Origin of the sequence: Sulfitobacter sp. UBA4523 (genome assembly GCF_002388305.1) — a bacterium.
GTDB lineage: Bacteria > Pseudomonadota > Alphaproteobacteria > Rhodobacterales > Rhodobacteraceae > Sulfitobacter > Sulfitobacter pontiacus.
On sequence record NZ_DGMH01000032.1, the window covers coordinates 16,243 to 41,563 of the forward strand.

Here is a 25,321-nt window from a genome sequence, read left to right on the forward strand (position 1 = left end):
GGGGTTACGGGAATTAGGGTTCCAGCTTGGCGGATGATGCGCTAAAGCCCTAGGCGACAGACATAGCCATTCCTGCTGCCTATTCCAACCTGAAGGACGTAACATGAAATTCTTCGTAGATACCGCCGAAATCGATGCCATCGCCGAGCTGAACGATCTGGGCATGGTAGACGGGGTAACAACAAACCCGTCGCTGATCCTGAAATCCGGCCGCAACATTCTGGAAGTCACGAAAGAGATCTGTGATCTGGTCGACGGCCCCGTCTCTGCCGAAGTTGTCGCGACCAAAGCGGACGACATGATCGCCGAAGGCCGCAAACTGGCCGAGATCGCAGAAAACATCACCGTGAAGCTGCCCCTGACGTGGGACGGTCTGAAAGCCTGTAAAGTGCTGTCGGACGAGGGCAAGATGGTTAACGTCACGCTCTGCTTCTCGGCGAACCAGGCGTTGATCGCCGCCAAGGCCGGTGCCACCTTCATCTCGCCATTCATCGGGCGTCTGGATGACATCAACCTTGACGGTATGGACCTGATCCAGGACATCCGCACGATCTATGACAACTACGGGTTCGAGACTGAAATCCTCGCCGCGTCGATCCGTACCGTGAACCATGTGCTGGACGCTGCGCGTATCGGTGCCGATGTTATGACCGCCCCGCCAGAAGTGATCAAGAAGCTGGCCGCGCACCCGCTGACCGACAAGGGGCTCGAGACCTTCATGGCCGATTGGGCAAAGACAGGTCAGAACATCCTCTGATCCCGCCTTAAGGCGACGACAAAGGGGCACGCGCGTCACAGGCTGCGCGTGCCCACCACGATCTGCATGGGCCCGTAGTCGGCCCATGCCCTCGCAGAAAACCGCACCAGCCTCGCCCTGCCTCTGCCCCGTCCATGCGCGGCGAGCGGGCGGTTTGACGCCGAAAAACCAGCCATACGCCAAAAGAAAAAAGCAGATTTAGCCTGACGCGCGTGCTATGTCAGTGCCAAATATAAAAAGAGACCCGCATGAGCAGTAACCACAAGATCGAAGATTCCCTTCGGGAAGCGATTATTTCACAGCCCGACGTCATTCTTGACGACAACGACGTGATGCAAGCCCTGATCGCCGCGAATGAACGCGCGATGGGGGGCAATATTGTCGATCTGCGCGGCATCGCCATGGACCGGCTGGAAACCCGTCTGGACCGGCTTGAGGACACGCACCGCAACGTGATCGCCGCGGCTTATGAAAACCTTGCGGGGACCAACCAGATCCACCGCGCGATCCTGCGCATGCTTGACCCTGTGGACTTCGAACCCTTCCTCAAGGATCTCGGGGGCGAGGTTGCCGATATCCTGCGGGTCGACGCTGTGCGGCTGGTGCTGGAATCTGCCGAGAATGACGACGATCCCGCGATCAAGCGCTTGGGCGATGTGCTGAACGTCGCCGAACCGGGTTTTATCGACGACTACCTGTCGCACGGGCGCGGCGGCACGGTGCGTCAGGTGACCCTGCGCGGTGTGCAACACAGCCCCGAACATATCTACGGCGGCGCGGCGGATTGGATACGGTCGGAAGCCTGCCTGAAACTGAACTTTGGCGCGGGCCGTTTGCCGGGCCTGCTGATCCTTGGCTCCGAAGACCCGCATATGTTCAGCCCGCAACAGGGCACCGACCTGCTGGGCTTCTTCGCTGGCGTGTTCGAGCGGACGATGCGCCGCTGGCTGTCTTGAGCGGGGCAAACGCGCTTTTGATCAGCCCCGCCGCGCGGGACGCCCTGCAAAGCTGGCTGGACCATCAACGCGCCCTGAAAGGGGCTGCCCAGAACACGCTTACCGCCTATCAGGGGGATCTGGTCGATTTCCTTGCGTTCATGACGCTACACAAGGGCGACAGCCAAGGCTTGGGCGCGCTGTCAAAGATCACCATCTCGGACATGCGCGCCTGGATGGCGCAGACCCGCAGTGGGGATGTCGGGCCACGGTCGATGGCGCGTAAGCTGTCCGCGGTCAAGGCGTTCTATCGCTGGCTGGCAGAGCGCGAGGGGTTCGAGCCTACCGCCGTGCTGTCGACCAGATCGCCGAAGTTTTCCAAAAAGCTGCCCCGCCCGTTGGCGATTGATGCCGCTCAGGCGATGATCGACAGCGTGGAAATGCAGTCGCGTCACGCCTGGGTGGCCGCGCGGGATGTGGCGGTCCTGACCCTGCTGTGGGGGTGCGGGCTGCGGATATCCGAAGCGCTTGGCCTCAAGGGGGCCGACGCGCCCCTGCCCGAGGTGCTGCGCATCATCGGTAAGGGCGGCAAGGAACGGGTGGTGCCCGTGCTCCCTGCGGCGCGCGATGCCGTGGGTGCCTATCTGCGCGTCTGCCCCTTTGGGAAGGAACGGGATGCGCCGCTGTTTCGCGCAATGCGCGGCGGGCCTTTGGCGGCGCGGGCGATATCGCAGGTGATGGCGGATGCACGGATGCAGCTTGGCCTGCCTGCCAGCGCCACACCCCACGCGCTGCGCCACAGCTTTGCCACGCATCTACTGGATGCGGGGGGCGATCTGCGTGCGATCCAAGAGCTTTTGGGCCATGCCTCGCTCTCGACCACGCAGGCCTATACGGCTGTCGATACCGCGCGTCTGATGGATGTCTATAACCGCGCCCACCCCAAGGCGGGCGGCGGCAGTTAGCGGTCCAGCTGGGTGACGAAATCCAGCGCGGCTTTGGTGGGGTCCGCCAGCCCCTGTGCCACACGATCGCTAAGCTCGGTCAACGCGGCCTTAGCCTTGGGCTTTTCCAACTGCGCAAGCAACGCCTGCTTTACCGCCTGTTCAAACCAATAGCGGGCTTGTGCGGCACGGGCATGTTGCCAGAACCCTTCGGCGCGGCGCCATTCGGTCAGGGCCTCTACCTCTGCCCATGCCTCGTCCAGCCCGTTTTCCTCCAGCGCTGACACCATCATCGCCTTGGGAAACCCCTTGGGGTCTTGTGGCCGTTTGCGCAGCAGCCGCAGGGCACCCGCGTAATCGGCACAGGTCCGCGACGCGGCGGGTTTCAGATCCCCATCGGCTTTATTGATCACGATGATATCCGCCATCTCCATGATGCCGCGCTTGACGCCTTGCAGCTCGTCCCCGCCCGCGGGGGCCAGCAACAGCATGAAAACATCGGACATCTCTGCCACCACCGTCTCTGACTGGCCGACGCCGACCGTCTCGATCAGTACCACGTCAAAGCCTGCGGCCTCGCACAGGGTCACCGCTTCACCGCTGCGGCGGGCCACGCCGCCCAGATGCGTCTGGCTGGGCGACGGGCGGATGAAAGCATCGCGTTCGCGCGACAAGAGGTCCATCCGCGTCTTATCCCCCAAGATCGACCCGCCCGAACGCGAAGAGGACGGGTCAATTGCGAGCACCGCGACCTTGAGCCCGCGCCCGATCAGCATCATGCCAAAGCTTTCGATAAAGGTGGATTTCCCCACCCCCGGCGTCCCCGACAACCCGATCCGCAGCGCCTCGCGCCCCTTGGGCAGCGCGGCAAGCAGCTCTGTCGCCTGCGCACGGTGATCCTCGCGACCGGATTCGATCAAGGTGATCCCCCGCGCCAGCGCGCGGCGCTCCCCTGCTGCGATACCCTTTGCCAGATCGTCGATGTTCATTGGTTCTGCCCCTCACGCCTTTGGCCCATGTTTCGATCCCGGCGGCGCAAATGTCCAGACCGCAGGCCGGGTCTTGGCCCCGCGCTGGGTTTCGCCCATAACCACGCCTATGGCTTTTACCCTTCCCATTGATGACGTGATGCCGCAGGTGATCGACGCGCTGCGCGACCAGGACCGTGTTGTGCTGCAAGCGCCCCCCGGTGCGGGCAAGACCACGCGCGTGCCTCTGGCGATGCTGGACGCGGGGCTGACCAACGGCCGCATCCTGATGCTGGAACCGCGCCGCCTTGCCGCGCGTGCAGCTGCCGAACGCATGGCTGCGACCTTGGGCGAAGAACCGGGGCAAACCGTGGGCTTTCGCGTCCGCGGTGCCAGCGCCGTCAGCAAATCCACCCGTATCGAGGTCGTGACCGAGGGCATTCTGACCCGCATGCTGCAAGACGACCCCGACCTGCCCGGTGTCGGCGCCGTGATCTTTGACGAATTCCACGAAAGATCCCTGAACGCGGATCTGGGCCTCGCGCTTTGCCTGGAGGTGGCCGAAGCGTTGCGCGATGACCTGTTGATCGTCGCCATGTCCGCCACGCTGGACGCCGCCCCCGTCGCCGCCCTGATGCAGGCTCCGGTGGTCACCTCCGAAGGGCGCAGCTTTCCGGTGACGCCCCATTGGCTGGACCGGCCCGTAGGCAAGCAACGGTTCGAGCAGGCAGTCGCCGATCTGGTGTTGCACGCGCTGGATACCGCCCCCGGATCGGCGCTGGTGTTCCTGCCCGGCGAAGGTGAAATCCGACGGGTTGAAAGCGCGCTGACCGGACGGCTGCCCGCCGATTGCACGCTCGCCCCGCTGTTCGGCGCGATGGACTTCAAAGCGCAGCGCGCTGCGATTGCCCCGGCCAAAACAGGGCGCAAGGTCGTGCTCGCGACTTCTATCGCGGAAACCTCGCTGACCATCGAAGGGGTGCAGATCGTGGTGGACGGGGGCCGCGCGCGACGGGCGCAGTTCGATCCGTCCTCTGGTATGTCGCGGCTGATCACCGACCGCGTAACCCGCGCCGAAGCGACGCAGCGCGCGGGCCGTGCGGGGCGTGTGTCGGAAGGGGCCGCGTTCAAACTCTGGACCCGCGGCGAGGAAGGCGCGCTGGCCGCCTACCCCCCCGCCGAGATCGAGGCCGGCGATCTATGCGCCTTCGCGTTAGAGCTGGCAGTCTGGGGGGCGCAGGCCGATGACCTGAAGTTCGTGACCCCGCCTCATGCAGGCCGTCTGGCCGAAGCGCAGGCCGTGCTGCACATGCTGGGGGCGCTGGATTCGACGGGTCGGATCACAGAGCATGGCCGCAGCTTGACGAAGATGCCGCTGCATCCCCGTCTGGCGCATATGGTCGCCAAAGGCGGGCGCAGCGCCCCGACGCTGGCCGCGATCCTGTCGGAGCGTGACCCCTTGCGCGGCGGCTCTGTCGATCTGGCGCTGCGGCTTGATGCGGTCGCGGGCAAGCGCGTCCCGGCCGAGGTCAACCACGCGGCCCTTTCACGCATCAAGCAAGACGCCAAACGGCTGGCCAGAGGGCAAACCGGTGACGGCCCCGATACGCTGGGGGTGCTGGCGGCCCTTGCCTACCCCGATAGGGTGGCGCTGCGGCGCAAGGGCGACGCGCCGCGATACGTTATGTCGGGCGGCAAAGGCGCGATCCTGTCCGAGAGCGATCCGCTGGCGGGGGAACGCTTGCTGGTGGCGACCGATCTTGACGGCGACCCGCGAGAAGCACGCATGCGCCAAGCCGCGCGCCTGTCCGACAGCGATCTGCGTGAAAGCTTCGCGGATCAAATCGGATGGCATAAACTCTGCGTCTGGTCCCGCCGCGAGGGCCGCGTGCTGGCGCGGCAGCAGGAACGTTTTGGCGCATTGGTGCTGGACGACAGGGCGTGGTCAGACGCCCCCGCCGAAGACATAGCGCAGGCCATGCTCGACGGGGTGCGGCAGCTGGGACTGATGCCCGGCAAAGCGGCGGCGCTGTTTCTCGCACGGGCACGGCTGATGGGCGATGGTTTCCCCGATTTCAGCGAGGATCACCTGCTTGAGACCTTGGAGGATTGGTTGCCCGGTCATCTGGCAGGTGTCCGCAGCACCGCCGACTGGAAGGCGTTTGACCTGCTGCCTGCCCTGACCGCGCGGCTGAGCTGGGACGACCAGCAAGCACTTGATCGTGCCGCGCCTGCGCATTTCACCACGCCGCTGGGGCGCAAGATCGCGATTGACTATAGCGAAACGCAGCCCCAGATCGCCCTGCGCCTGCAAGAGGTCTTTGGCACTACCCGTCACCCCATGATCGCAGGGCAGCCCTTGCAGATCACGCTGCTGTCCCCCGCACAGCGCCCCGTGCAGGTGACCACCGATCTGCCGGGGTTCTGGGCTGGGTCCTATGCCGATGTGCGCAAAGACATGCGCGCCCGCTATCCGCGCCACCCTTGGCCCGAAGACCCGACGCAGGCCGATCCGACGCTACGGGCCAAACCCCACGGCACCTGAGGCCCCGCGATGTCGCGCGGCGTACCCTGCGAGTACCAGTAATCCGCCCGCAATCGCCCAGTTCTTGACAAAGATCGACATCTGCCACGGGTCATCAGGTATGAAGTGGAAGATACTCGTTGCCATGCAATAAAGCGCGAGTGCTGCGCTCATGGGGGCGAGCCAAAGACCGAAGATCAGGCTGATCGCCGCCACCCCGTTGAACAGCATCGCGGGCCAGACGAGGAACACGGGCAATCCGCGATCCGACAGCAAACCCTGCGCCGCTGCAGGGTCCACGAGCTTTTGCACAAATCCCGCGACGAAAAGGGCCGCCAAAAGCAGGCGGCCCGTGTAAATCGCAATCCTCTCAACCCGCTGCATCAGGCGGCGGCGGGCGTAAAGGTCATCGCCAAACCGTTAATACAGTGGCGTTTGCCCGTGGGTGCAGGACCATCATCGAACACATGGCCCAGATGGCCACCGCAGCGGTCGCAATGCACCTCGGTCCGCGTGGTAAAGAACCCCTTGTCCGGCATGGTTTCGACAGCATCGTCCAGCGGGGCGAAGAAGCTTGGCCAGCCGGTGCCGCTTTTGAACTTGGTCTCGGAACTATAAAGGGCCTGATCACAACCCTTGCAGTGGAACACGCCTTTGCGGACCTCATCGTTCAGCGGGCTGGTAAATGCGCGTTCGGTATCCCCCTCGCGCAGGACGGCATATGCGTCATCGCCCAGTTGCGCGCGCCATTCGGCAGGGGTGCGGCTGACTTCAAAGTCGCCCTGTGCCACGGTCCCGGCCTGCGCCGCCGCGCCTACGCCAAACGGCAAGGCCGCCATCGTCATCGTTGTGCATTTCAGGAAATTCCGGCGTTTCATAATGCCCCCTTAAGGTTGCGGTACTGCGGATAGATTGGATGTCTGTTGAAAGGGCCGCCGGACGTCGCGCTGACATCCGGCGGTACTCGTTACAAGGCACGCGAGGTGCCGATACTGGATAAACCCGTTGGCGGAATGCATGGTTCCACGCCAACAAACTCGTTACCAAACCGCGCCAAAAACACGGCACGGTCCCTCAGCGACATGGGCTTGCAACCAGTGTCGGCCTGAGTTGTGGAAATACACGGAAGTAGAAAACGAGAAGTTTCACCGAAAACGCAAAAAACCAAAGTTTTTATTAAACTTTCTCAAATACCATTAAGAAACAAAGACTTCGCCCACATGAAAGCGGGCGAAGCATTTGCGTAAAAAGTCAGCGAACCCGATAAAACCCGGATTACAGTTCAGACATAGCCCCTGCGGCCAGGACATCGCCCGTAGGCGCCCCCGTGGGCGAGCCGCCGACGGGTTCATCCGAAATCGCCAGCGTGATCTGTGCCGCCTGGCTGCGCAGCTCTGCCGGAACAAGAATCCGCGTCGTCTCGCTGTCGGGCAGAACGCCCAAGGAAACCGGAGCCTGATCGGGCAGGATCGCCCAAAGTTCTAGCACACGCCCCTCGTTCGCGGAGCCCGAAACGCGGCGCAGCGCGATCTCGTGCTTGACCGGTTCGACCACGGCCAACACTTGCAACGGGCTGGTGTCGCTGACCAGCTGTGCCGCCAGAACGGTCGGTTGATCGCCGCCCGGACGTGTGTTGATCTCAAGCAGTTGCACGCCAAGGTAGCCCGCAAACAGCAGCGATGCCATCGCCACCCCCTGCCAGAGCCACAAACGTTGCAGGATCGAAACCCGCTGCTTGGGGAAGACCTGCGCCATCAGCTTTTTCTTCACGCGCGCGGGCGGCGAGACGGGGTCGATCCCGTCGGTCATGGCCGTCAGGCGTTCCTGCCAGAACACAACGCGATCCGCGAAATCACGTTCAGTCGCAATGCGATGACGCGCCGCGATCATATCGTCGTCAGACGACAGGCCCAACACCATTTCGGCGGCCAGAAGATCATCATCATGGGGTGTTTCAGGCGTTTGGGTCATTGGCTCATACACTCCCGCAGGGCGATCAGGCCACGGCGCAGCCAGGTTCGCATCGTATTCAGCGGCACGCCAAAGCGTTCAGCCAGATCGGAATAGGTCTCGCCATCCAGATAGGCACCCCGAATGGCTTTGCCACGGTCTTCTTCCAGCGTATCAAGACAGCCCGACAGGCGCGACGCCTCTGACGAGGCAACGGCGTATTGTTCGGGCGTGGGACCGGGGGAGACAAGTTCAAAACCGGGCGTATTCACGTCCTGATGGCCTTTTTTGCGGGCCCGCAGACGGTCGATAGAGGTATTTCGCGCAATGGTGATCAGCCACGTCATCGGGCTCAGGCCATTGGCATTATACTTATCGGCATTGTTCCAGATTTTGACGAAACTGTCCTGCATGGCGTCCTCTGCTGCGGCGCGTTTGTTCAACACACGCAGACAAACCCCGAAAAGTTTCGCAGAAACACGATCATAGAGCTGGTCAAACGCCGCGCGGTCTTTCAACGCGACACGGGCAATCAAGTTTTCGATTTCTTGTCGGTCCATTTGCACGGGCCTTTTCTCCACCTGAACGGGTTTCCAGCGTTACACCGAAACCTACGGCACTCACTACATTTGTCCAGCAAAGCGTTGTCATTGGACAACTTTGTGTAACCCACGCGCATCGCGTTGGCCAATGGGTAATCTATCGCGCGGCAAGCGGGCGCGGAAATGGCCCCCCGCGTTCACAAGCTATGGACGGGGGCCGGTGTTGCGCGTTTAGTCGTGGCAGGGCTGCCCTGTTGTACACCGCTGCACGGCATCCCGTCTGTCTGGCCCCTATGTGGCCCATATGTGGAAGGAGTATCGCGATGCCGCAGCCCAATCACAGCACCTATGACGTTGTCATTATCGGTGGCGCGATCTTTGGATCGTCGGTCGCATGGTGGCTGACCCAGATGGCCGGTTTTGACGGCAAGGTTCTGGTGGTCGAACGTGACCCCACCTATGAATACGCCGCCACAAGCCATACCAACAGTTGCATCCGCCAGCAGTTCAGCTCGGCCATCAACGTGAAGGTGTCGCAGTTCGGGGCCGAGTTTATCAAGAACTTCCGTCGGTTTATGGGCGATGATCCAGAGGTGCCGCATCTGGCGCTGCAAAGCTTTGGCTATCTCTACCTCGCGGACACGCCAGAGTTTGCGCAGACGCTGCAACAGAACCAGCAGATACAGGTGGCACTGGGGGCGGGCACGCAACACATGACCGCCGCCGAGGTCGCTGCCGCCTACCCGTTCTATCAGCTTGATGGCATCATTGCCGCCAACCACAACCGTGTGGACGAAGGCTATTTCGACGGCGGCACCATGTTTGACTGGTTCAAGCGCATGGCTCGCCGCAACGGGGTGGAATACCTGCACGACGAAGTGACCGCGATGACCAAAGCCGCCGATGGCACATCCGTCACCCATGTCACGCTGAAATCCGGCGCGACGGTGGCCTGCGGGACGGTGGTCAACGCCTCTGGCCCGCGGGCGGCCGCGACGGCGGGCATGGCCGGCATCACCCTCCCGGTCGAGCCGCGCAAACGCTATACCTTTGTGTTCGATGCCGCCAAACCGCTGGACCGCGACCTGCCGCTGACAATCGACCCGTCGGGGGTGCATTTCAGGACCGAAGGGAAATACTACATGGCGGGCTGCCCCCCGCGCGAAGATCCTGCGGTCGCCTATGATGACTTTGCCTTTGACCACAGCCTTTGGGAGGACAAGGTGTGGCCCGCCATCGCCACCCGCGTCCCGCAGTTCGATCAGGTCAAGGTGATCAACGAATGGGTCGGGCACTACGATTACAACACGCTGGACCAGAACGCGATTGTCGGCCCGCACAGTGTGGTCGAGAATTTCCTGTGCCTGAACGGGTTTTCCGGTCACGGGCTGCAACAGGCACCCGCCCTTGGCCGTGGCATCGCTGAATGGATCGCCTATGGCGCATACCGCACGTTGGACCTAGGCCCCTACGCCTACCGCCGGATCGAGGAAAACCAATCGTTGATTGAAAAGGCGGTGATTTGATCCCCCTGCCCCGATGACATACCCATGCCAGGCAACACCCCTTTGTGCGGGCGCGCAGCCTTGCTTGGCCTCGCAAAACGATAGTGGAAGGAAAACGACATGATGAAGAAACTGGTTCTGACGGGGGCCGCAGGGCGGCTTGGGTCCTACCTGCGTGAACCCCTGTCCAAGATGTGCCAAGAACTGGTCAGCACCGACATTGTCGATGACATCGGCAAGCTCTATGAAGGCGAAAGCTACGCCAAGGCCGATGTCGCCGTCTATGACCAGATCGCGCCGTTGCTGGAGGGTGCCGATATGATTGTCCACTTCGGTGCCATCGTCGACGAAAAACCCTTCGAGGAACTGCTGGGCCCGAATTTCGTCGGATCTTACAACGTATGGGAAGCCGCCTATCAGCACGGGCTTCAACGGGTCGTCTATGCGTCCTCCATCCACGCCGTGGGCATGCACAAGAAATCCGACTTCATCGGCATCGACGCGCCCCACAAGCCCGATACATTCTACGGCCTCGCCAAATGCTTTAGCGAAGACCTTGCGTCCATGTATTGGGACAAACGCGGGCTAGAGGCCGTGTGCCTGCGCATCCTCAGCTGCGCGCAGGTCAACAACACCCGCGCCTTGGGATCGTGGCTGTCCTATGACGATCTGATCCAACTGGTCACCCGCGCCATCGATACCCCATCGGTCGGCTTCAGCGTCGTCTACGGCGTGTCCAACAACGACCGCGCGCCGGTGGACAATGCCAAAGCGTCCTTCCTCGGCTATCGCCCGAAAGACAACGCAGAGCAGTTCGCCGAGAAGATCCTTGCCGAAGCACCACCGGTCGATCTGAAAGACCCCGGCCAAATGCACCACGGTGGCCCCTTTGCCGCGGTCGACCTCGGCGAAAGCGGCGTGGCGTCGATGAACATCGTCAACGACAAGAAAACCACCTGATGCCTTGAGGGCGGGGCGGGGCTTTACCCCCGCCCCCATGTTTCACGTGACGCGATGTTTGGACTGGCACCCGTCTTGCCAGCGGGCGCGACAGATGCGCCCGCGGCTCACAATTCGATGCGGATATCGTGGATCCACAGTTTCGGCGGCCGCGAGAGCACAAAGACTACCACATCCGCCAGATCGTCGGGCTCGGTAAAGATATGGTTGGGCACATCCTCCCCCGCCTTGCTGAACATCCCCGTGTTTGTCCCCGACTGGTAAACTCCGCCCACGCGCACGCCGGTGTTTTCCTCGTCCGCTTTCAGCACCTCGGTAAAGCCACGCACCCCGTATTTCGTGGCGGTATAGACAGATTGCCCGGCCTGCGCGACGACGCCGGACTTGGAGACGACATTCAGAATGATCCCCTCGTCATTCGCCCGCAGCGCCGGAATGGCGGCTTGCGTGATCTGCATCAAACCCGTCAGGTTGGTCTGCACGGTCGCCTGCAAAAGCTGCGGCGGGATCTCATCCAGCGGACCGGTTTTGTGCCAGATGCCCGCATTGTTGATCAGAATATCCAGCCCGCCAAATGCAGCTGTCACCTGCTCCACCGCCCCGCTGATCGCATCCGGGTTCTGGATATCACACGCAATGCCGATCGCTTCGCTGGCTCCAGCGGCGATACATTCAGCCTCTACCGCAGCCAGACGGTCAGCATCGCGCCCCAGAATGGCCAGACGCGTCCCTACTGCCGCGAGTTTAAGGCAAATATGCCGCCCGATACCATCACTGCCACCAGTGACGATGATACGCTTGTTCTTTAATTCCATGATCCGCTCCTGAGTATTACACCCCCTCTACCCCACCTCCTTTCCTCGCGAAAGCATGGGCGCACGGTTTGCAAAAGGCGGGTGGCGGCGAAACTGTCGGAGGGGAAAGCCAAGCGCAACGTCGCGCCCCATCTCGGGCCGCGCAACACCTGATCAGTATGTAGATAAATGTCTAGGTGTATGGCGGAGACGAAGGGATTCGAACCCTCGAGACCCTTCCGGGCCTACTCCCTTAGCAGGGGAGCGCCTTCGACCACTCGGCCACGTCTCCGTCGACTCGTATATCCAAGAAAACGCATGGGGCACAAGCGGTAATCTCAGAAAATACCGGGAATGTCGGGATCGCGGGGATAGCGGAGGATATCGGGGGCGGGATACGGCTTGCGGCGCTATGCGCGCGGCGCGGGCCGGGGGCATCCGTAGGTCGAGGGCGAAGGCGGGCAGAGCCGTGGGGCGATGGCAGCGGGAGGTGCTGCTCGCGCGCCAGATCGGCGGGCCGCCTGGAAAGCGGCCCGCCGGATTGGATCAGGTGTTGAACAGGAAATGCAGCACGTCACCGTCTTTGACGGTGTAGCTTTTGCCCTCGGCGCGCATCTTGCCGGCTTCCTTGGCGGGGCCTTCACCGCCCAAAGCCACGAAATCGTCATAGGCGATGGTTTCGGCGCGGATGAAGCCTTTTTCAAAATCACCGTGGATCACGCCTGCGGCTTTCGGCGCAGAGGTGCCAGCCTTGATCGTCCAGGCGCGGGCCTCTTTCGGGCCGACGGTGAAGTATGTCTCAAGGTGCAGCAGCTCGTAGCCCGCGCGGATCAACCGATCAAGCCCGGCTTCCTCTAGCCCCATCTCGTCCAGAAACATACTGGCCTCTTCGGGCTCCAGCTGGCTGATTTCTTCCTCGATCTGGGCTGAGATCACGACATGACTATTGCCCTGCGCCGCGGCCATTTCCGCGACTTTGGCAGAAAGGGCATTGCCCTCGGCCGCTTCGGATTCACCGACGTTGCAGACATAAAGCACCGGCTTGGTCGTCAGCAATTGCAGCATGCGCCAGGCTTTTGCGTCATCCGCGTCGACCTCCACGGTGCGCGCGGGTTTGCCGTTTTCGATGGCTTCTTGCGCGGCGGCCAGCAGACGGTCTTGCTGCGCTGCGTCCTTGTCGTTGCCCTTGATCTTGCGGACCAGACCGGCACGGCGTTTTTCGATGCTTTCCAGATCGGCAAGCATCAGTTCTGTATCGATGGTCTCGGCGTCGGCCACGGGGTCCACGCGCCCTTCGACGTGGGTCACATCGCCGTCTTCAAAGCAGCGCAGCACATGGGCGATCGCGTCCGTCTCGCGGATATTGGCCAGGAACTGGTTGCCCAGACCTTCCCCTTTGGACGCACCTTTGACCAACCCTGCGATATCCACAAAGGTCATCCGCGTCGGGATAATCTGCTTGGAGCCCGCAATCGCCGCGAGTTTATCCAGGCGCGAATCCGGCACCGCGACTTCACCGACGTTCGGTTCGATTGTGCAGAACGGAAAATTGGCCGCCTGCGCTGCCGCTGTTTTGGTCAACGCGTTGAAGAGGGTCGACTTGCCGACATTCGGCAGACCCACGATTCCCATCTTAAAGCCCATGACAAGCATCCTTTATAAGTTGGCGTTGTCCTAGGGTTTTGGCCGCCTTTGCGCAAGTCTTAGCGCAGGCGTCGGTCCTCGTGCGTCTGGTAAATCAGGATCCATGCGAGCACGATGAACATCGGATGGGTCAACCCGCCCGAAAAAATCACGGCCGGAATCCAGATCAGGAAGACGATAATCGCCGTGAAGATCCGTCCTGTCAGCAGGATGGAAAGCGGCGGCAACAGCAGGGCGAGTACATAATTCATGCGATAAATGTAGGCACCGGCGGCGGGATTTAAAGGACTATGTTATGCACACCTGCATAAATACAGTGTCTTTGCCCCCTGTTTTTCGGAAAATCGCCCGAGCCCACCGGCGGAGTTGGATTGATTTCCCGTGATATATTCGGCATTGCAGCAGGGTAACGTAAAAAGGCCGCCCTCATGACACGTATCGACGCCAAATTCGCTGACCTCAAATCCCAAGGCAAGAAAGCCTTTGTCGCCTATGTGATGGCAGGCGATCCCGACTTTGACACGTCGCTCGAGGTAGTGCGCGGCCTGCCTGGCGCGGGCGTCGATATTATCGAACTGGGGCTGCCGTTTACCGATCCGATGGCCGATGGCTCTGCCATTCAGCTGGCGGGACAGCGCGCGCTTGAAGGCGGGATGACGCTGGACAAGACGCTGGCGCTTGCCGCGGCGTTCCGCGAACAGGATGACACGACCCCGATCGTGCTGATGGGCTATTACAACCCGATCTATTCCAAAGGCGTGGATAACTTCCTAGAGGCGGCCAAGAAGGCCGGCGTGGACGGGCTGATCGTCGTGGACCTGCCACCGGAAGAAGACGCCGAGCTGTGCCTGCCCGCGCAAGCCGCCGGTATGAACTTCATCCGCCTTGCGACCCCTACGACCGATGACAAACGTCTACCGCGGGTTGTGCAGAACACCTCGGGCTTTGTGTATTATGTGTCGATCACCGGCATCACCGGCTCTGCCGAAGCGGATGCGGGCGATGTCGCCCCCGAAGTTGAGCGCATCCAGAAGGCCAGCGGCCTGCCCGTCATTGTCGGGTTCGGCGTGAACACCCCCGCCAAGGCCGAAGCCATTGCAAGCGTTGCTGATGGGGTTGTTGTCGGCTCTGCCATCGTGTCGAAAATCGCAGATGGGCTGCCTGTCGAAGACGTGCTGAGCTTTGTCAAAACCCTGTCGGATGGTGCGCATCGGGCCTGAGCGCCCCGCCCGACGCCCGATGTCGTGGCGTAAAGCAATTGATTTCAACGGGCCGTATTGGTTAGATCATCTGACCAATACATAGGAACTTGCCACCATGCCCGTGATCACCACCATCGACGACCTCAAGCGCCTGCATGAACGCCGCGTGCCGCGGATGTTCTATGACTACGCGGAATCGGGCAGCTGGACAGAGCAGACCTTTCGCGAGAACACGACCGATTTTGAACAGATCCGCCTGCGCCAGCGCGTCGCCGTGGATATGAGCGGGCGCAGCACCAAGACGCAGATGATCGGGCAGGATGTGGCGATGCCTGTGGCACTGGCCCCTGTCGGGCTGACCGGCATGCAGCACGCCGACGGAGAGATCAAAGCCGCCCGCGCCGCCGAAGCCTTTGGCGTGCCCTTCACCCTGTCGACCATGTCCATCAATTCGATCGAGGATGTGGCAGAGGCGACGACGAAACCATTCTGGTTCCAGCTTTATACCATGCGCGACGATGACTATGTCGCGCGACTGATCCAGCGCGCCAAGGATGCCAAATGCTCGGCCCTTGTCATCACGCTTGATCTGCAAATCCTCGGCCAGCGCCACAAGGATCTGAAGAACGGCCTCTCTGCCCCGCCCAAGCTGACCGTCAAAACGCTCGCCAATCTGGCAACCAAATGGAGCTGGGGCATCGGCATGATGGGGGCCAAGCGGCGCAGCTTTGGCAATATCGTGGGCCATGTGCACGGCGTCGACGACACAGCCAACCTCGGCGCATGGACGGCAGAGCAATTCGACCCCACGCTCGATTGGGGCAAGATCGCCAAGCTGAAAGAGCAATGGGGCGGCAAGGTTATCCTCAAGGGTATTCTTGACGCCGACGATGCACGGATGGCGCTGAAAGTCGGGGCGGATGCGATCATCGTCAGCAACCACGGCGGGCGCCAGTTGGACGGGGCGATCAGCTCTATCCGGGCGCTGCCGTCGATCCTGGAGGCCGTGGGCGACCAGATCGAAGTCCATCTGGACAGTGGAATCAGGTCCGGTCAGGACGTGCTCAAGGCGATGGCGATGGGGGCCAAGGGCACCTATATCGGGCGCGCCTTCATCTACGGGCTTGGCGCGATGGGTCAGGCCGGGGTTACCTCGGCGCTTGAGGTCATCCATAAGGAGCTCGACCTGTCCATGGCGCTTTGCGGTGAAACCTCTGTCGCGGGTTTGGGCAAGCATAACCTGCTTATTCCAAAAGGTTTTGAAGGCGACTGGCAGCCCTGAGGCTGCGCCTTCTTCGCATGATACGCCCGCCTTGGCTGATATGTCAGGGCGGGCGAAAACCCTGCGCGCAGCCCCTGCCCCGCCCCGCATAGGTCGCAAACCAAGGCCAACTTGCGCAAAAGCGGCGTTTTAGTCTTTCCCAAACGCCCAAACCCGTCTATACGCGCGGCTTCACGCGGACATACAGCCTTGGAGGATGTCCGCCCTAAACATATTGGAGATTACAATGGCTGGAGAGATTCCTGATCTTGAAGCTTTCGAACGCACGGGGACAGGCAAGGGCGCCGCTCGTCAGGCACGCCGCGACGGCATGGTTCCTGGTATCGTATTCGGTGGTGACCTTGATCCGCTGCCGATTAACCTGGACTTTAACAAGCTGCTGACCAAACTGCGCGCAGGCCGCTTCAAGGCGACCCTGTTCAACCTCAAGGTTGAAGGCCAAGAAGACGTCCGCGTCATCTGCCGCGACGTTCAGCGTCACGTTGTTAAAGACCTGCCAACGCACGTCGACCTGATGCGTTTGAAGCGCACCACCAAAATCAACCTCTTCATCCAGGTTGAAGTCGAAGGCGAAGAAGTCAGCCCCGGCCTGAAAAAAGGCGGCGTTCTGACGCTGGTACGTCCCGAAGTTGAACTGGTTGTGACCGCAGGCGATATCCCTGATCACATCACAATCGACGTTTCCGAACTGGAAATCGGCGACAGCCTCACCATCTCGAGCGTGAAGCTGCCAAACGGCACCAAGCCGGTCATCGACCGTGACTTCGTGATCGCGCAGATTTCCGCGCCCTCCGGTCTGGCCAGCCAGGACGATGATGAAGACGAAGATGTTGCAGCAGACGAAGTGCCCGCAACAGAAGTCAAAGAAGACTGATACCGATATATCCGTCGCGCCTGCGGGTGCGGATGGGTCGAGACGGGGTCGCCATGGGCGGCCCCGTTTTTCGTTGGGGCGTTATTTCGTTTGGCCGCGCGGTCTGCTATCCTTGGCCAAACAAACGTTTTTATCCACTTGAAGGGGTCCGCATGAAACTGATCGTAGGGCTTGGCAATCCGGGTGCCAAATACGCGGGCAACCGGCATAACATCGGCTTTATGGCGCTGGACCGCATCGCGCAGGACCACGGCTTTGCCGCATGGAAGACCAAGCACAACGGGCTAACGATCGAAGGGCGCTTTGGCGCGGACCGCGTGGTCTTGCTCAAGCCCGAGACATTCATGAACAACTCTGGTCAGTCGGTGCAATCGGCCATGCGGTTTCACAAGCTTGAACCGGCAGATGTGATCGTTCTGCACGACGAAATCGACCTCGCCCCCGGCAAGGTAAAATGTAAGACCGGCGGCGGGCATGCGGGGCACAATGGCTTGCGGTCGATCCATGCGCATATCGGTCCCGACTATGACCGTGTGCGCCTTGGCGTAGGCCATCCGGGGCATAAGGACGCCGTACCGGGCTATGTCCTGCGCGACTTTGCCAAAGCAGAGCAGGCGTGGCTGGATGACGTATTGCGCGGGATCAGCGACGGTGCTGCGGACCTGGCGCGCGGCGATACGGCCAAGTTCATGAACGCCGTGGCCCTGCGTGTTGCCCCGCCACGATCCGGCACGGGCACCAAGAAACCCGCGGGCACTGCGGCCAACGCTCAAGCCGCTGCGCCAAAGCCCGCGCAGCCGGCCCCAACGCAGCCCAAGGCAGAGCCCGCCCCCCAGACCGACGACCGCAGCGCCATGCAAAAACTGTTGGACCGGTTCAAGTGACACTGCGAGAAGCCTTTGAAGAGCAAGCCGGGCATTGCATCGCACTTGGGTCTCCCTTCATGGGGCAGTTGATGGGCGTGCTGGCGCGGGACTGGCCCGCCGACACAGCCCTTGGCCGTAAATTTGCGGCGATCGAAGGGGATATCGGCCCGTCGGGCGCGTCCCTTCCCCTGCGCATCGCGGGCGGGCTGCATGCGCTGGTATTGAAACGCAAAGCGCCTGCGCTGATGGCCGTTTACCCCCCGCACAAGGCGAGCGACCAAGCCCTGTCAGAGGCCGTGCGCGACGCGATCACAACGCATGAAGCCTTCTTGCTTGATTGGACCGACAGCGCGCCGCAAACGAACGAGGTCCGCCGCTCTGCCGCGTTGATCGCCGGGGCCCGCGTCGCGGCGCAGCATTTCAACCTGCCGATCCACCTGTCCGAACTCGGGGCCAGCGGCGGGCTCAACCTGATGTGGGACCACTTCGTCCTCGAGATCGAGGGGCATCGCTTCGGGTCGAACATGTCCACAATCCTGCTGTCGCCTGACTGGACCGGCAAACTGCCACCGGCGATCAACCCGCAGGTCGAAAAACGTCGCGGCGTTGATCTGAACCCGCTGGACCCGACGCGGCCCGACCACCTGTTGCGGCTGATGTCCTATATCTGGGCGGACCAACCCGAACGCCTGACACTGACGCGGACCGCGGCCTCTGTCATGACGGCGCAGGTGCAACGCGGCGATGCGATTGACTGGCTGGCCCGCACCCTGCCCCAATCCCCCGAAGGGTGCCTGCACCTGATCCAGCACACCGTCGCGTGGCAGTATTTCCCCAAAGCGGCACAGGCCCGTGGCAAGGCGTTGATCGAGGCAGCTGGCAAACGCGCCACGCGCAACCGCCCGCTGGCATGGCTGTCTATGGAGCAGGACGGATCGGGCCTCAAGGGGGCCGCGCTGACGCTCAGGCTCTGGCCCGGTGACATCACCCTGCCCTTGGCGCGGGTCGATTTCCACGGTCGCTGGATCGATTGGACCTACACCGGCTGACGCCAAGTTTATCTGGCACCACCGCAGCCTTCGTGCTTGGGTATCCCCGCATATCAGGGAGGATTTCATGCGCACATTCGGGAAATGGCTGGGCCGTATTTTACTGGCTCTGGTGGTGGCTGTGGTCGTTGTCGGCCTGTGGAAGCGCGAAGAGATCACGCGGCTGCTCGCGGTGAACTCGCTCTTTGCAGAAGACAAGATCGTGCATAACTTCAGCCATATGGACGAGGCCTTCCTGTCCAAACCCCTGTCGCGCGGTGATGGCCCCACGGCAGAGCTGTCTTATGGACCCGAATACGCCCCCCCTGCCGAGGTCAACGACTGGATCAAGGCGCGGGATGTGACAGCATTGGTCGTGCTGAAAGACGGTCAGATTGTCTATGAGAACTACTTTAAAGGCACCCAGCCCGATGATCTGCGGATCAGCTGGTCTGTCGCCAAAAGCTACCTTTCCGCGCTTGTGGGTATCCTGCTGGACGAAGGGGCGATTGCATCGCTTGACGACCCCGTCACGACCTACGCGCCCAAGCTGAAAGGCACCGCCTATGACGGGGCGACGCTGCGCAACGTGCTTAACATGGCCAGCGGGGTTACCTTCGACGAAGATTACCTCGACCCGGATTCCGACATCAACAAGATGGGCCGCGCCCTCGCCCTTGGCGGAGAGCTGGACGATTTCACCGCAAGCCTGAAAGACACTTTCACCACGCCCGGCAGCCAGTGGCAGTATGTGTCGATCGACACCCATGTCATCGGCATGGTCGTTCGGGGGGCAACAGGCCGGTCCGTCACCGATCTTTTGTCGGAAAAGGTCATCACCCCCATGGGGCTGGAGCACGCGCCCTATTACGTGACGGACGGCGCGGGTGTCGCCTTTGTCTTGGGCGGGCTGAACCTGACGACCCGCGATTACGCCCGCATGGGGCAGATGTTCCTGCAAAAAGGTCGCTACAACGGTCAGCAGATTGTACCGGCAGACTGGGTCGCCGCCTCTACCGCACCATCGGCCCCGACGGCAGAGGGGCAGATCGGCTATGGCTATCAGTGGTGGATTCCCCAAGGCGCGACAGAGGGTGAATTCATGGCCCGCGGTGTGTATGGTCAGTATATCTACATCAACCGCGCTGACGGGGTGGTGATCGCGACCAATGCCGCCGACCGCAAGTTCCGCGATACCGGGGTCAGCGATCAGAACATCGCCATCTTCCGCCAGATCAGCGCAGCCTTGGGGGGCACATGACACCTGACGACAGCATCAATATTCTGGGCGGCCCGCTGGCCGTCTGTGGCAGCGACCCCGTCACGGGCTTTTTCCGCGACGGGTCGTGCAACACCTGTGCCGCCGATCAGGGCAGCCACACGGTCTGCGCGATCATGACGGCCGAATTCCTGGCCTATTCCAAATATGTCGGCAACGACCTCAGCACACCGCGCCCCGAATTCGGCTTTGCCGGACTGTCGGCGGGCGATCCGTGGTGTCTTTGTGCGGGGCGTTTCTTGCAAGCGGCGGACGAGGGCTGCGCGCCAAAGGTGCATCTTGAGGCAACCCATCAGCGCGCCTTGGATATCGTGCCGCTGAATATCCTGCAGGCCCATGCCCTGCGCCCGAACGGCGGGGCAGACTGATGCTGCGCCTGACTGCTGCCCTGACTACGACCTTGACCGCAGTGCTTTGCGCCGCCCCAGCCATCGCCCAAGACGCCCTGCGCCCGCAAGAGCAGCTCCGCCTCGACCGGTTCGAGGCCACGGCGGGCGATGCCCTGCTGCAAGCGTTTCAAAGCGGCAGCGCGGATGATTTGGCCGCCCTGTCGCGCGCGTTGTCCGGCACGCCGCAAGTTGCCTTTGACGAGGGGCTGGCCGGCGATTGGTCCTGCCGCACGATGAAACTAGGCGGGCTGCCCGCTCTTGTGGTCTATAGCCCGTTCAAATGCCGCCTGACGTTTCAGGGCAACGGGTATCTGTTTGAAAAGCTCAGCGGGTCGCAGCGCACCACGGGGGTCATCACGCTGCGAGACGGGCGCGCGGTCTATGCAGGCGTTGGCTATGTCGCGGGAGAGGTGCCGCCCGCTTACGACGCCCTGCCACCCGGTTTTGCCGGAGATGGCACCCTGCAACCCGATGTCGCGGTGTTCGAACGTGTCAGCAACCAGCGGGCGCGGCTGATGTTTCCCGCGCCGGTGGTCGAAAGCGACTTTGATATCCTAGAGCTGACCCGATAGGGCCAACGCCAAAAGAAAAGGGGGCGATGCGCCGCCCCCTTCGTAATCGTCAGTGTCTAGGCTTTCGTCTGATCCTCAGACCTTCATGTCAAAACCAAGCGCCTTGGCGACGGTGAAAATGTCTTTGTCGCCGCGCCCACACATGTTCATGCAGATGATGTGATCCTTGGGCAGCTCTGGCGCGATCTTCATCACATGCGCCAGCGCGTGGCTGGGTTCGAGCGCAGGAATGATCCCTTCAAGCGCGCAGCTCAGTTGGAATGCCTCAAGCGCCTCTTTATCGGTGATCGACACATATTGTGCGCGGCCAATGTCGTGCAGCCAGGAATGTTCAGGCCCGATACCGGGGTAATCCAGACCGGCCGAGATAGAGAAGCCTTCAAGGATCTGACCGTCGTCGTCCTGCAACAGATAGGTACGGTTACCGTGCAGCACGCCGGGGCGGCCACCGGTCAGTGACGCGCAATGCTCCATCTTTTCGTTCACGCCCTTGCCGCCAGCTTCGACGCCGATGATATTGACGTCCTTGTCATCAAGGAACGGATAGAACAGCCCCATCGCGTTCGACCCGCCACCGATCGCGGCGACCAGCGTGTCGGGCAGACGGCCTTCGGCGGCGTCCATCTGTTCGCGCACTTCCTTGCCGATGATCGCCTGAAAGTCGCGGACCATCGCCGGATAGGGGTGCGGCCCTGCGACCGTGCCGATGCAATAGAATGTGTCGCGCACATTGGTGACCCAATCGCGCAGCGCGTCGTTCATCGCGTCTTTCAGCGTCCCACGGCCCGAGGTTACGGGGATCACTTCGGCACCCAGCAGACGCATGCGGAAGACGTTGGGGGCCTGACGTTCAACATCATGCGCGCCCATATAGACAACGCATTGCAGACCGAACTTGGCACAAACGGTGGCCGTCGCCACACCGTGCTGGCCCGCACCGGTTTCCGCGATGATCCGTTTCTTGCCCATGCGCCGCGCCAGAATGATCTGGCCCAACACATTGTTGATCTTATGCGCGCCGGTGTGGTTCAGCTCGTCGCGCTTCATGTAAACCTTGGCACCGCCCAGATGTTCGGTCAGACGCTCTGCGAAATACAGCGGGCTGGGGCGACCGACATAGTGGGTCCACAGGTCGTCCATCTCGGCCCAAAAGCTGTCGTCCGTCTTGGCCTTTTCATATTCCGCTTCCAGTTCGAGGATCAGCGGCATCAGGGTTTCCGACACAAACCGCCCCCCGAAATCGCCAAAGCGGCCATTCTCGTCAGGTCCGGTCATGAAAGAGTTGAAAAGATCATTGTCCATGGAGGTGCTCCTTGCGCTTGGCGACCAGCCTTAACGCCCCCGCCGCGACAGGTAAAGACGGGGTGGGCGCGGCGAAGGGCCCGTACCGCCCCTCGCCCGTAAAACGCCACGGAAAATTGCAATTTTCCAAACTGAGGTTTTAGAAATACACCGCCCGCGTGGCGCGCCGCTAGTCAAAGATCTTGAACAGCCCGCGCCGCAGCTCGTCCTCTACCTTTTGTTTCACCGCATCCTCAACCGATTGCCCGTCCTGCCGCGATACGCCCAGTTCCTCCTCCAGCTTTTCGTTCAGCTTTTGGCGGGCCTGTTCCTTTTCCTTGGCAAAGTTCATGTCCAGCGCCGCCTGCAAATCCGGCTTGATCTGCGGTGCGGCCCACGGCCCGAAGATGCGCACCGGAATGGCCAGCCCCCGATCGCCGTTCACCCGCAGTGCCTTGGGCGTGACGGTATAATCCAGCGTTTGCGCCCCCAGCCCCACCTGCCCTGTGCCCGTGGCGGTAAAGTTCGGCAGCTGCATCAGCAGGTCGTCGTTGCGCAGCACGCCTTGATCCATGTCGAATGTCGCGGCAAGGGAATCGAAGACCGTCGTGCCACCCTCGACGTCGAAATTGCCCATCAGCGCATCAAGGTCGATCCCCTCGATATGCCCACGCCCAACATTCACCGCGCCCGATCCGCTAAGCGACCGCATGATCGCGTCCAGCGATGCGCCGGACCCGAGGAAGGATACCTCTGCATCGCCGGTACCGTGGAACCGGCCCAGCCCTGCGGTCTGTTGCAGCAAAGGCTGCATGGCGATGGAGGTCGCGTTCAGCGCCCCGCCCACCGACAGGCCGTTGCGGTTGTTGACCACGAATTCGCCACTGATCACACCGGCATAGGCCCTGATCTCGCGCAGTTCGGCGACCAGACGCGAACGGTCGTTGCGCAGTAACACCCGCGTTGCGCCCAAGCTTAGCGTGCCCAGATCAATGCTATCTGCGCGCAGCGCGACCTCGCCGTTGAAGGCGGAAAGCGCGGACGCATCAATCGGCGCTTTCGACCACCCTGTCGGGGACGCTGGCGCGGGGGTGCTGGACGCGGGCGCGGTGCCACTGGGGGCGCTGCCTGCAAAGCCGGTCAGGTCCAGCGCGCCGACGTTGATCTGCGCGTTCACATCGGGCGTGCCGTTCAGCGTGATATCCGCCGCACCGGTCAGGACGTTCCCGCCCAGATCGGCCACCACCTCGCGCAGGGCCAAGCGCCGGTCGGGCGTCAGGGTCAGATCAAGGTTGATATCCGCCGTCTTTCCCAAGCCCTGCGGCAGTGCGATGTCACCCACCCCGAGCGCTGCCAGAAAACGCCCTGTGTCCGACGTCTTGAGCCAGAGATCCCCCGCGACAGCGCCGGTCAGCCCCGCCCTCCCGGTCAGCGAGACGCCGCCGCCTTTGGTGTCCACACGGGCACGCAACGGGCGGATATCGCCGTTCAGGAATTGATCAAACCGGTTGATCGTCGCCTCGATCGACACGCGATCGGCCGCGGGGCGCAGGGCGGCCTTGATCACCGCATCGCCCGCCCGTTCGGGCCAGTCGAGCGACAGGTCCACACCGTCAAATCGCACCAGATCGCTGCCCTCGGCATCATAGATCAACGTGGCGTCGGTGATATTGAGCCGCTGGATCGTCAGCGGGCGCGGGCTGCGCGCAGGCGCGGTCGGAGCGGTCTCGATGACTGCCTCGCCGCCGCCGTCGCTGAACTGCCAGCTGGCGCGCCCGTCGCGGCGTTGCTCCAGCCGGATGGTGGGGCTTTGTGCTTCAATGTTGGTGATCTTGATCTCGCCCCGGATCAGCGCCATCGCATCAACCCCGATGGCGGCATTGGCGGCCGAGAGCATCGCCCCATCCTTGGCCCAATCGGCATTCCCGACCTCGAGCCCGCCTGCGGTCACCCCCAGCACCGGCCAGAAGGTCAACCCCACATCGCCCGTGATCGTGACCTCGCGCCCTGTCAGGTTGCGCAGCTGGTCCGCCGCGATTCGCGCAATACGGTCGGCGGGCAGCAAGAACAGCGACCCCACCGCGACCACCAAAATCAGCAGCAGTATGCCAATTGCCCGAATAATCCACTTCATCGCCCGTCTCCTTGCCTGATGCGGGGCCTTTCCCAGACCCTTTGCATGGCTTATAGCGCAGTTCATGAGCACAAACCCACCAAATCTACGCCCCGATCTTGCGCCAAAGGCCCAGATCAGCAATCCGTCCCGCCCCGGCCAGCCGACCATCGGCATGGTATCGCTGGGCTGCCCCAAGGCGCTGGTCGACAGCGAACGGATTTTGACGCGCCTGCGCGCCGAAGGCTACGGCGTGTCGCCGGATTACGCCGGGGCGGATGCGGTGATTGTGAACACCTGCGGGTTCCTTGATTCCGCCAAGGCCGAAAGCCTTGACGCGATTGGCGAGGCGCTGAACGAAAATGGCAAGGTGATCGTGACCGGCTGCCTCGGGGCCGAGCCGGATTATATCCGCGAACATCACCCGCGTATTCTGGCCGTCACCGGCCCGCACCAATATGAACAGGTGCTGGACGCGGTGCATGGGGCCGTGCCGCCTTCGCCCGATCCGTTTATTGATCTGCTGCCCGCGCAGGCCGTCAGCCTGACGCCGCGCCACTACAGCTATCTGAAGATCTCGGAAGGCTGTAACCACAAGTGCAAGTTCTGCATCATCCCCGACATGCGCGGCCGCCTGCAGTCGCGCCCTGCCCATGCGATCCTGCGCGAGGCTGAAAAGCTGGTGCAGAACGGCGTGAACGAGCTGCTGGTGATCTCTCAGGATACCTCGGCCTACGGCGTCGATATCAAACATGCCGAAGACCGTGGCCACCGCGCACATATCACCGATCTGGCGCGTGATCTGGGGTCGCTCGGGGCGTGGGTACGGCTGCATTACATCTACCCCTACCCCCATGTGCGCAAACTGATCCCGCTGATGGCCGAAGGTCTGGTGCTGCCCTATCTCGACAT

At 62.0% G+C, this 25,321-nt stretch carries 25 protein-coding genes and 1 tRNA gene; 15 read left to right on the plus strand and 11 right to left on the minus strand.

Going from position 1 to position 25,321, the window contains the following annotated elements:
• Positions 1–103: 103 nt before the first annotated feature.
• The 3 genes from fsa (at position 104) to B3849_RS08090 (ending at position 2,657) form a co-directional block, all read left to right on the plus strand.
• Positions 104–757: a fructose-6-phosphate aldolase gene (gene fsa / locus B3849_RS08080; protein ID WP_009826101.1), complete on the plus strand. Its 654-nt coding sequence runs from the start codon at positions 104–106 to the stop codon at positions 755–757.
• Between the two features lie 248 nt (positions 758–1,005).
• Positions 1,006–1,713, plus strand: a complete 708-nt coding sequence (locus tag B3849_RS08085) for a DUF484 family protein (RefSeq protein WP_005851624.1) — start codon at positions 1,006–1,008, stop codon at positions 1,711–1,713.
• Positions 1,710–2,657, plus strand: coding sequence for a tyrosine recombinase XerC (locus tag B3849_RS08090; RefSeq protein ID WP_278425817.1), 948 nt, complete (start codon positions 1,710–1,712; stop codon positions 2,655–2,657). Before B3849_RS08085 ends, B3849_RS08090 begins: the two co-directional genes overlap by 4 nt.
• Here the strand turns inward: B3849_RS08090 and meaB are convergent.
• Complete coding sequence (gene meaB / locus B3849_RS08095) at positions 2,654–3,625, minus strand: methylmalonyl Co-A mutase-associated GTPase MeaB (protein ID WP_286780004.1); 972 nt, start codon at positions 3,623–3,625, stop codon at positions 2,654–2,656. The genes B3849_RS08090 and meaB overlap by 4 nt on opposite strands.
• Before the next feature lie 109 nt (positions 3,626–3,734).
• Here meaB and hrpB point away from each other — a divergent pair, with 109 nt between their 5' ends.
• The gene (gene hrpB / locus B3849_RS08100; protein WP_278425819.1) at positions 3,735–6,149 is read left to right on the plus strand and encodes an ATP-dependent helicase HrpB; all 2,415 of its coding nucleotides are present in this window, start codon (positions 3,735–3,737) and stop codon (positions 6,147–6,149) included.
• Here hrpB and B3849_RS08105 read toward each other — a convergent pair.
• From B3849_RS08105 to B3849_RS08120, 4 genes are all read right to left on the minus strand, one after another.
• Positions 6,123–6,512 (minus strand): DoxX family protein, encoded by a 390-nt coding sequence (locus tag B3849_RS08105; RefSeq protein ID WP_278425820.1) that lies wholly within the window; start codon positions 6,510–6,512, stop codon positions 6,123–6,125. The two genes, hrpB and B3849_RS08105, sit on opposite strands and share 27 nt — an antisense overlap.
• Complete coding sequence (gene msrB, locus B3849_RS08110; RefSeq protein WP_005851613.1) at positions 6,512–7,006, minus strand: peptide-methionine (R)-S-oxide reductase MsrB; 495 nt, start codon at positions 7,004–7,006, stop codon at positions 6,512–6,514. Before msrB ends, B3849_RS08105 begins: the two co-directional genes overlap by 1 nt.
• A 397-nt stretch (positions 7,007–7,403) precedes the next feature.
• Positions 7,404–8,099 (minus strand): anti-sigma factor, encoded by a 696-nt coding sequence (locus B3849_RS08115; protein ID WP_286780005.1) that lies wholly within the window; start codon positions 8,097–8,099, stop codon positions 7,404–7,406.
• Positions 8,096–8,638 carry a sigma-70 family RNA polymerase sigma factor gene (locus B3849_RS08120; protein ID WP_005851609.1) on the minus strand — a complete coding sequence of 181 codons (543 nt, stop codon included), beginning with the start codon at positions 8,636–8,638 and terminating at the stop codon, positions 8,096–8,098. Before B3849_RS08120 ends, B3849_RS08115 begins: the two co-directional genes overlap by 4 nt.
• A gap of 305 nt (positions 8,639–8,943) precedes the next feature.
• Here B3849_RS08120 and B3849_RS08125 point away from each other — a divergent pair, with 305 nt between their 5' ends.
• Both B3849_RS08125 and B3849_RS08130 read left to right on the plus strand, forming a co-directional pair.
• Positions 8,944–10,146, plus strand: coding sequence for an NAD(P)/FAD-dependent oxidoreductase (locus tag B3849_RS08125; RefSeq protein WP_286780006.1), 1,203 nt, complete (start codon positions 8,944–8,946; stop codon positions 10,144–10,146).
• 102 nt (positions 10,147–10,248) lie between these two features.
• On the plus strand, positions 10,249–11,085 hold the full coding sequence (locus B3849_RS08130; protein ID WP_278425846.1) for an NAD-dependent epimerase/dehydratase family protein: 837 nt from the start codon (positions 10,249–10,251) through the stop codon (positions 11,083–11,085).
• Between the two features lie 107 nt (positions 11,086–11,192).
• Here B3849_RS08130 and B3849_RS08135 read toward each other — a convergent pair whose 3' ends face one another.
• The 4 genes from B3849_RS08135 to B3849_RS08150 form a co-directional block, all read right to left on the minus strand.
• Entirely contained in the window at positions 11,193–11,900 is a 708-nt protein-coding gene (locus B3849_RS08135; RefSeq protein ID WP_278425824.1) for an SDR family oxidoreductase, read from the minus strand.
• A 181-nt stretch (positions 11,901–12,081) separates the two neighbouring features.
• Positions 12,082–12,171, minus strand: a tRNA-Ser gene (locus B3849_RS08140).
• A 254-nt stretch (positions 12,172–12,425) separates the two neighbouring features.
• A complete protein-coding gene (ychF, locus tag B3849_RS08145) occupies positions 12,426–13,523 on the minus strand; it encodes a redox-regulated ATPase YchF (RefSeq protein WP_005851601.1) in 1,098 nt (365 codons plus the stop codon).
• Between the two features lie 59 nt (positions 13,524–13,582).
• Positions 13,583–13,774: a hypothetical protein gene (locus tag B3849_RS08150; RefSeq protein WP_005851599.1), complete on the minus strand. Its 192-nt coding sequence runs from the start codon at positions 13,772–13,774 to the stop codon at positions 13,583–13,585.
• A 177-nt stretch (positions 13,775–13,951) separates the two neighbouring features.
• Here B3849_RS08150 and trpA point away from each other — a divergent pair, with 177 nt between their 5' ends.
• The 8 genes from trpA to B3849_RS08190 all read left to right on the plus strand — a co-directional run bounded on the left by trpA (position 13,952) and on the right by B3849_RS08190 (position 21,015).
• Positions 13,952–14,743, plus strand: coding sequence for a tryptophan synthase subunit alpha (trpA, locus tag B3849_RS08155; RefSeq protein ID WP_286780007.1), 792 nt, complete (start codon positions 13,952–13,954; stop codon positions 14,741–14,743).
• 97 nt (positions 14,744–14,840) lie between these two features.
• Entirely contained in the window at positions 14,841–16,007 is a 1,167-nt protein-coding gene (locus tag B3849_RS08160; RefSeq protein WP_278425827.1) for an alpha-hydroxy acid oxidase, read from the plus strand.
• A gap of 226 nt (positions 16,008–16,233) precedes the next feature.
• Entirely contained in the window at positions 16,234–16,881 is a 648-nt protein-coding gene (locus B3849_RS08165) for a 50S ribosomal protein L25/general stress protein Ctc (protein WP_005851594.1), read from the plus strand.
• 152 nt (positions 16,882–17,033) lie between these two features.
• The gene (pth, locus tag B3849_RS08170; protein WP_278425828.1) at positions 17,034–17,765 is read left to right on the plus strand and encodes an aminoacyl-tRNA hydrolase; all 732 of its coding nucleotides are present in this window, start codon (positions 17,034–17,036) and stop codon (positions 17,763–17,765) included.
• Positions 17,762–18,796, plus strand: coding sequence for a DUF2332 domain-containing protein (locus tag B3849_RS08175; protein ID WP_278425829.1), 1,035 nt, complete (start codon positions 17,762–17,764; stop codon positions 18,794–18,796). Before pth ends, B3849_RS08175 begins: the two co-directional genes overlap by 4 nt.
• A gap of 67 nt (positions 18,797–18,863) precedes the next feature.
• Entirely contained in the window at positions 18,864–20,036 is a 1,173-nt protein-coding gene (locus tag B3849_RS08180) for a serine hydrolase domain-containing protein (protein WP_278425830.1), read from the plus strand.
• Positions 20,033–20,422 carry a DUF2237 family protein gene (locus B3849_RS08185; RefSeq protein ID WP_278425831.1) on the plus strand — a complete coding sequence of 130 codons (390 nt, stop codon included), beginning with the start codon at positions 20,033–20,035 and terminating at the stop codon, positions 20,420–20,422. The genes B3849_RS08180 and B3849_RS08185 overlap by 4 nt, the downstream gene beginning before the upstream one ends.
• 41 nt (positions 20,423–20,463) lie before the next feature.
• Positions 20,464–21,015 carry a DUF4893 domain-containing protein gene (locus B3849_RS08190; RefSeq protein WP_278425847.1) on the plus strand — a complete coding sequence of 184 codons (552 nt, stop codon included), beginning with the start codon at positions 20,464–20,466 and terminating at the stop codon, positions 21,013–21,015.
• A gap of 75 nt (positions 21,016–21,090) precedes the next feature.
• On the opposite strand, the gene trpB is transcribed toward B3849_RS08190, so the two are convergent.
• Both trpB and B3849_RS08200 read right to left on the minus strand, forming a co-directional pair.
• Entirely contained in the window at positions 21,091–22,317 is a 1,227-nt protein-coding gene (trpB, locus tag B3849_RS08195; RefSeq protein WP_005851582.1) for a tryptophan synthase subunit beta, read from the minus strand.
• 169 nt (positions 22,318–22,486) lie between these two features.
• On the minus strand, positions 22,487–24,430 hold the full coding sequence (locus B3849_RS08200) for an AsmA family protein (protein WP_278425832.1): 1,944 nt from the start codon (positions 24,428–24,430) through the stop codon (positions 22,487–22,489).
• 64 nt (positions 24,431–24,494) lie between these two features.
• On the opposite strand from B3849_RS08200, the gene B3849_RS08205 reads away from it, so the two are divergent.
• The coding region (locus B3849_RS08205; protein ID WP_286780008.1) for a radical SAM protein at positions 24,495–25,321 on the plus strand (827 nt) is incomplete at its 3' end.

Excerpts from the sequence above, each read along its gene's own strand:
- trpA (WP_286780007.1), top strand. The coding sequence starts at position 13,952 with ATGACACGTATCGACGCCAAATTCGCTGACCTCAAATCCCAAGGCAAG.
- hrpB (WP_278425819.1), top strand. The coding sequence starts at position 3,735 with ATGGCTTTTACCCTTCCCATTGATGACGTGATGCCGCAGGTGATCGAC.
- B3849_RS08180 (WP_278425830.1), top strand. The coding sequence starts at position 18,864 with ATGCGCACATTCGGGAAATGGCTGGGCCGTATTTTACTGGCTCTGGTG.
- B3849_RS08120 (WP_005851609.1), bottom strand. The coding sequence starts at position 8,638 with ATGGACCGACAAGAAATCGAAAACTTGATTGCCCGTGTCGCGTTGAAA.
- meaB (WP_286780004.1), bottom strand. The coding sequence starts at position 3,625 with ATGAACATCGACGATCTGGCAAAGGGTATCGCAGCAGGGGAGCGCCGC.
- B3849_RS08135 (WP_278425824.1), bottom strand. The coding sequence starts at position 11,900 with ATGGAATTAAAGAACAAGCGTATCATCGTCACTGGTGGCAGTGATGGT.
- B3849_RS08165 (WP_005851594.1), top strand. The coding sequence starts at position 16,234 with ATGGCTGGAGAGATTCCTGATCTTGAAGCTTTCGAACGCACGGGGACA.
- B3849_RS08200 (WP_278425832.1), bottom strand. The coding sequence starts at position 24,430 with ATGAAGTGGATTATTCGGGCAATTGGCATACTGCTGCTGATTTTGGTG.
- B3849_RS08150 (WP_005851599.1), bottom strand. The coding sequence starts at position 13,774 with ATGAATTATGTACTCGCCCTGCTGTTGCCGCCGCTTTCCATCCTGCTG.
- ychF (WP_005851601.1), bottom strand. The coding sequence starts at position 13,523 with ATGGGCTTTAAGATGGGAATCGTGGGTCTGCCGAATGTCGGCAAGTCG.
- B3849_RS08105 (WP_278425820.1), bottom strand. The coding sequence starts at position 6,512 with ATGCAGCGGGTTGAGAGGATTGCGATTTACACGGGCCGCCTGCTTTTG.
- fsa (WP_009826101.1), top strand. The coding sequence starts at position 104 with ATGAAATTCTTCGTAGATACCGCCGAAATCGATGCCATCGCCGAGCTG.
- B3849_RS08130 (WP_278425846.1), top strand. The coding sequence starts at position 10,249 with ATGAAGAAACTGGTTCTGACGGGGGCCGCAGGGCGGCTTGGGTCCTAC.
- pth (WP_278425828.1), top strand. The coding sequence starts at position 17,034 with ATGAAACTGATCGTAGGGCTTGGCAATCCGGGTGCCAAATACGCGGGC.
- B3849_RS08125 (WP_286780006.1), top strand. The coding sequence starts at position 8,944 with ATGCCGCAGCCCAATCACAGCACCTATGACGTTGTCATTATCGGTGGC.
- msrB (WP_005851613.1), bottom strand. The coding sequence starts at position 7,006 with ATGAAACGCCGGAATTTCCTGAAATGCACAACGATGACGATGGCGGCC.
- B3849_RS08115 (WP_286780005.1), bottom strand. The coding sequence starts at position 8,099 with ATGACCCAAACGCCTGAAACACCCCATGATGATGATCTTCTGGCCGCC.
- B3849_RS08160 (WP_278425827.1), top strand. The coding sequence starts at position 14,841 with ATGCCCGTGATCACCACCATCGACGACCTCAAGCGCCTGCATGAACGC.
- B3849_RS08085 (WP_005851624.1), top strand. The coding sequence starts at position 1,006 with ATGAGCAGTAACCACAAGATCGAAGATTCCCTTCGGGAAGCGATTATT.
- trpB (WP_005851582.1), bottom strand. The coding sequence starts at position 22,317 with ATGGACAATGATCTTTTCAACTCTTTCATGACCGGACCTGACGAGAAT.
- B3849_RS08185 (WP_278425831.1), top strand. The coding sequence starts at position 20,033 with ATGACACCTGACGACAGCATCAATATTCTGGGCGGCCCGCTGGCCGTC.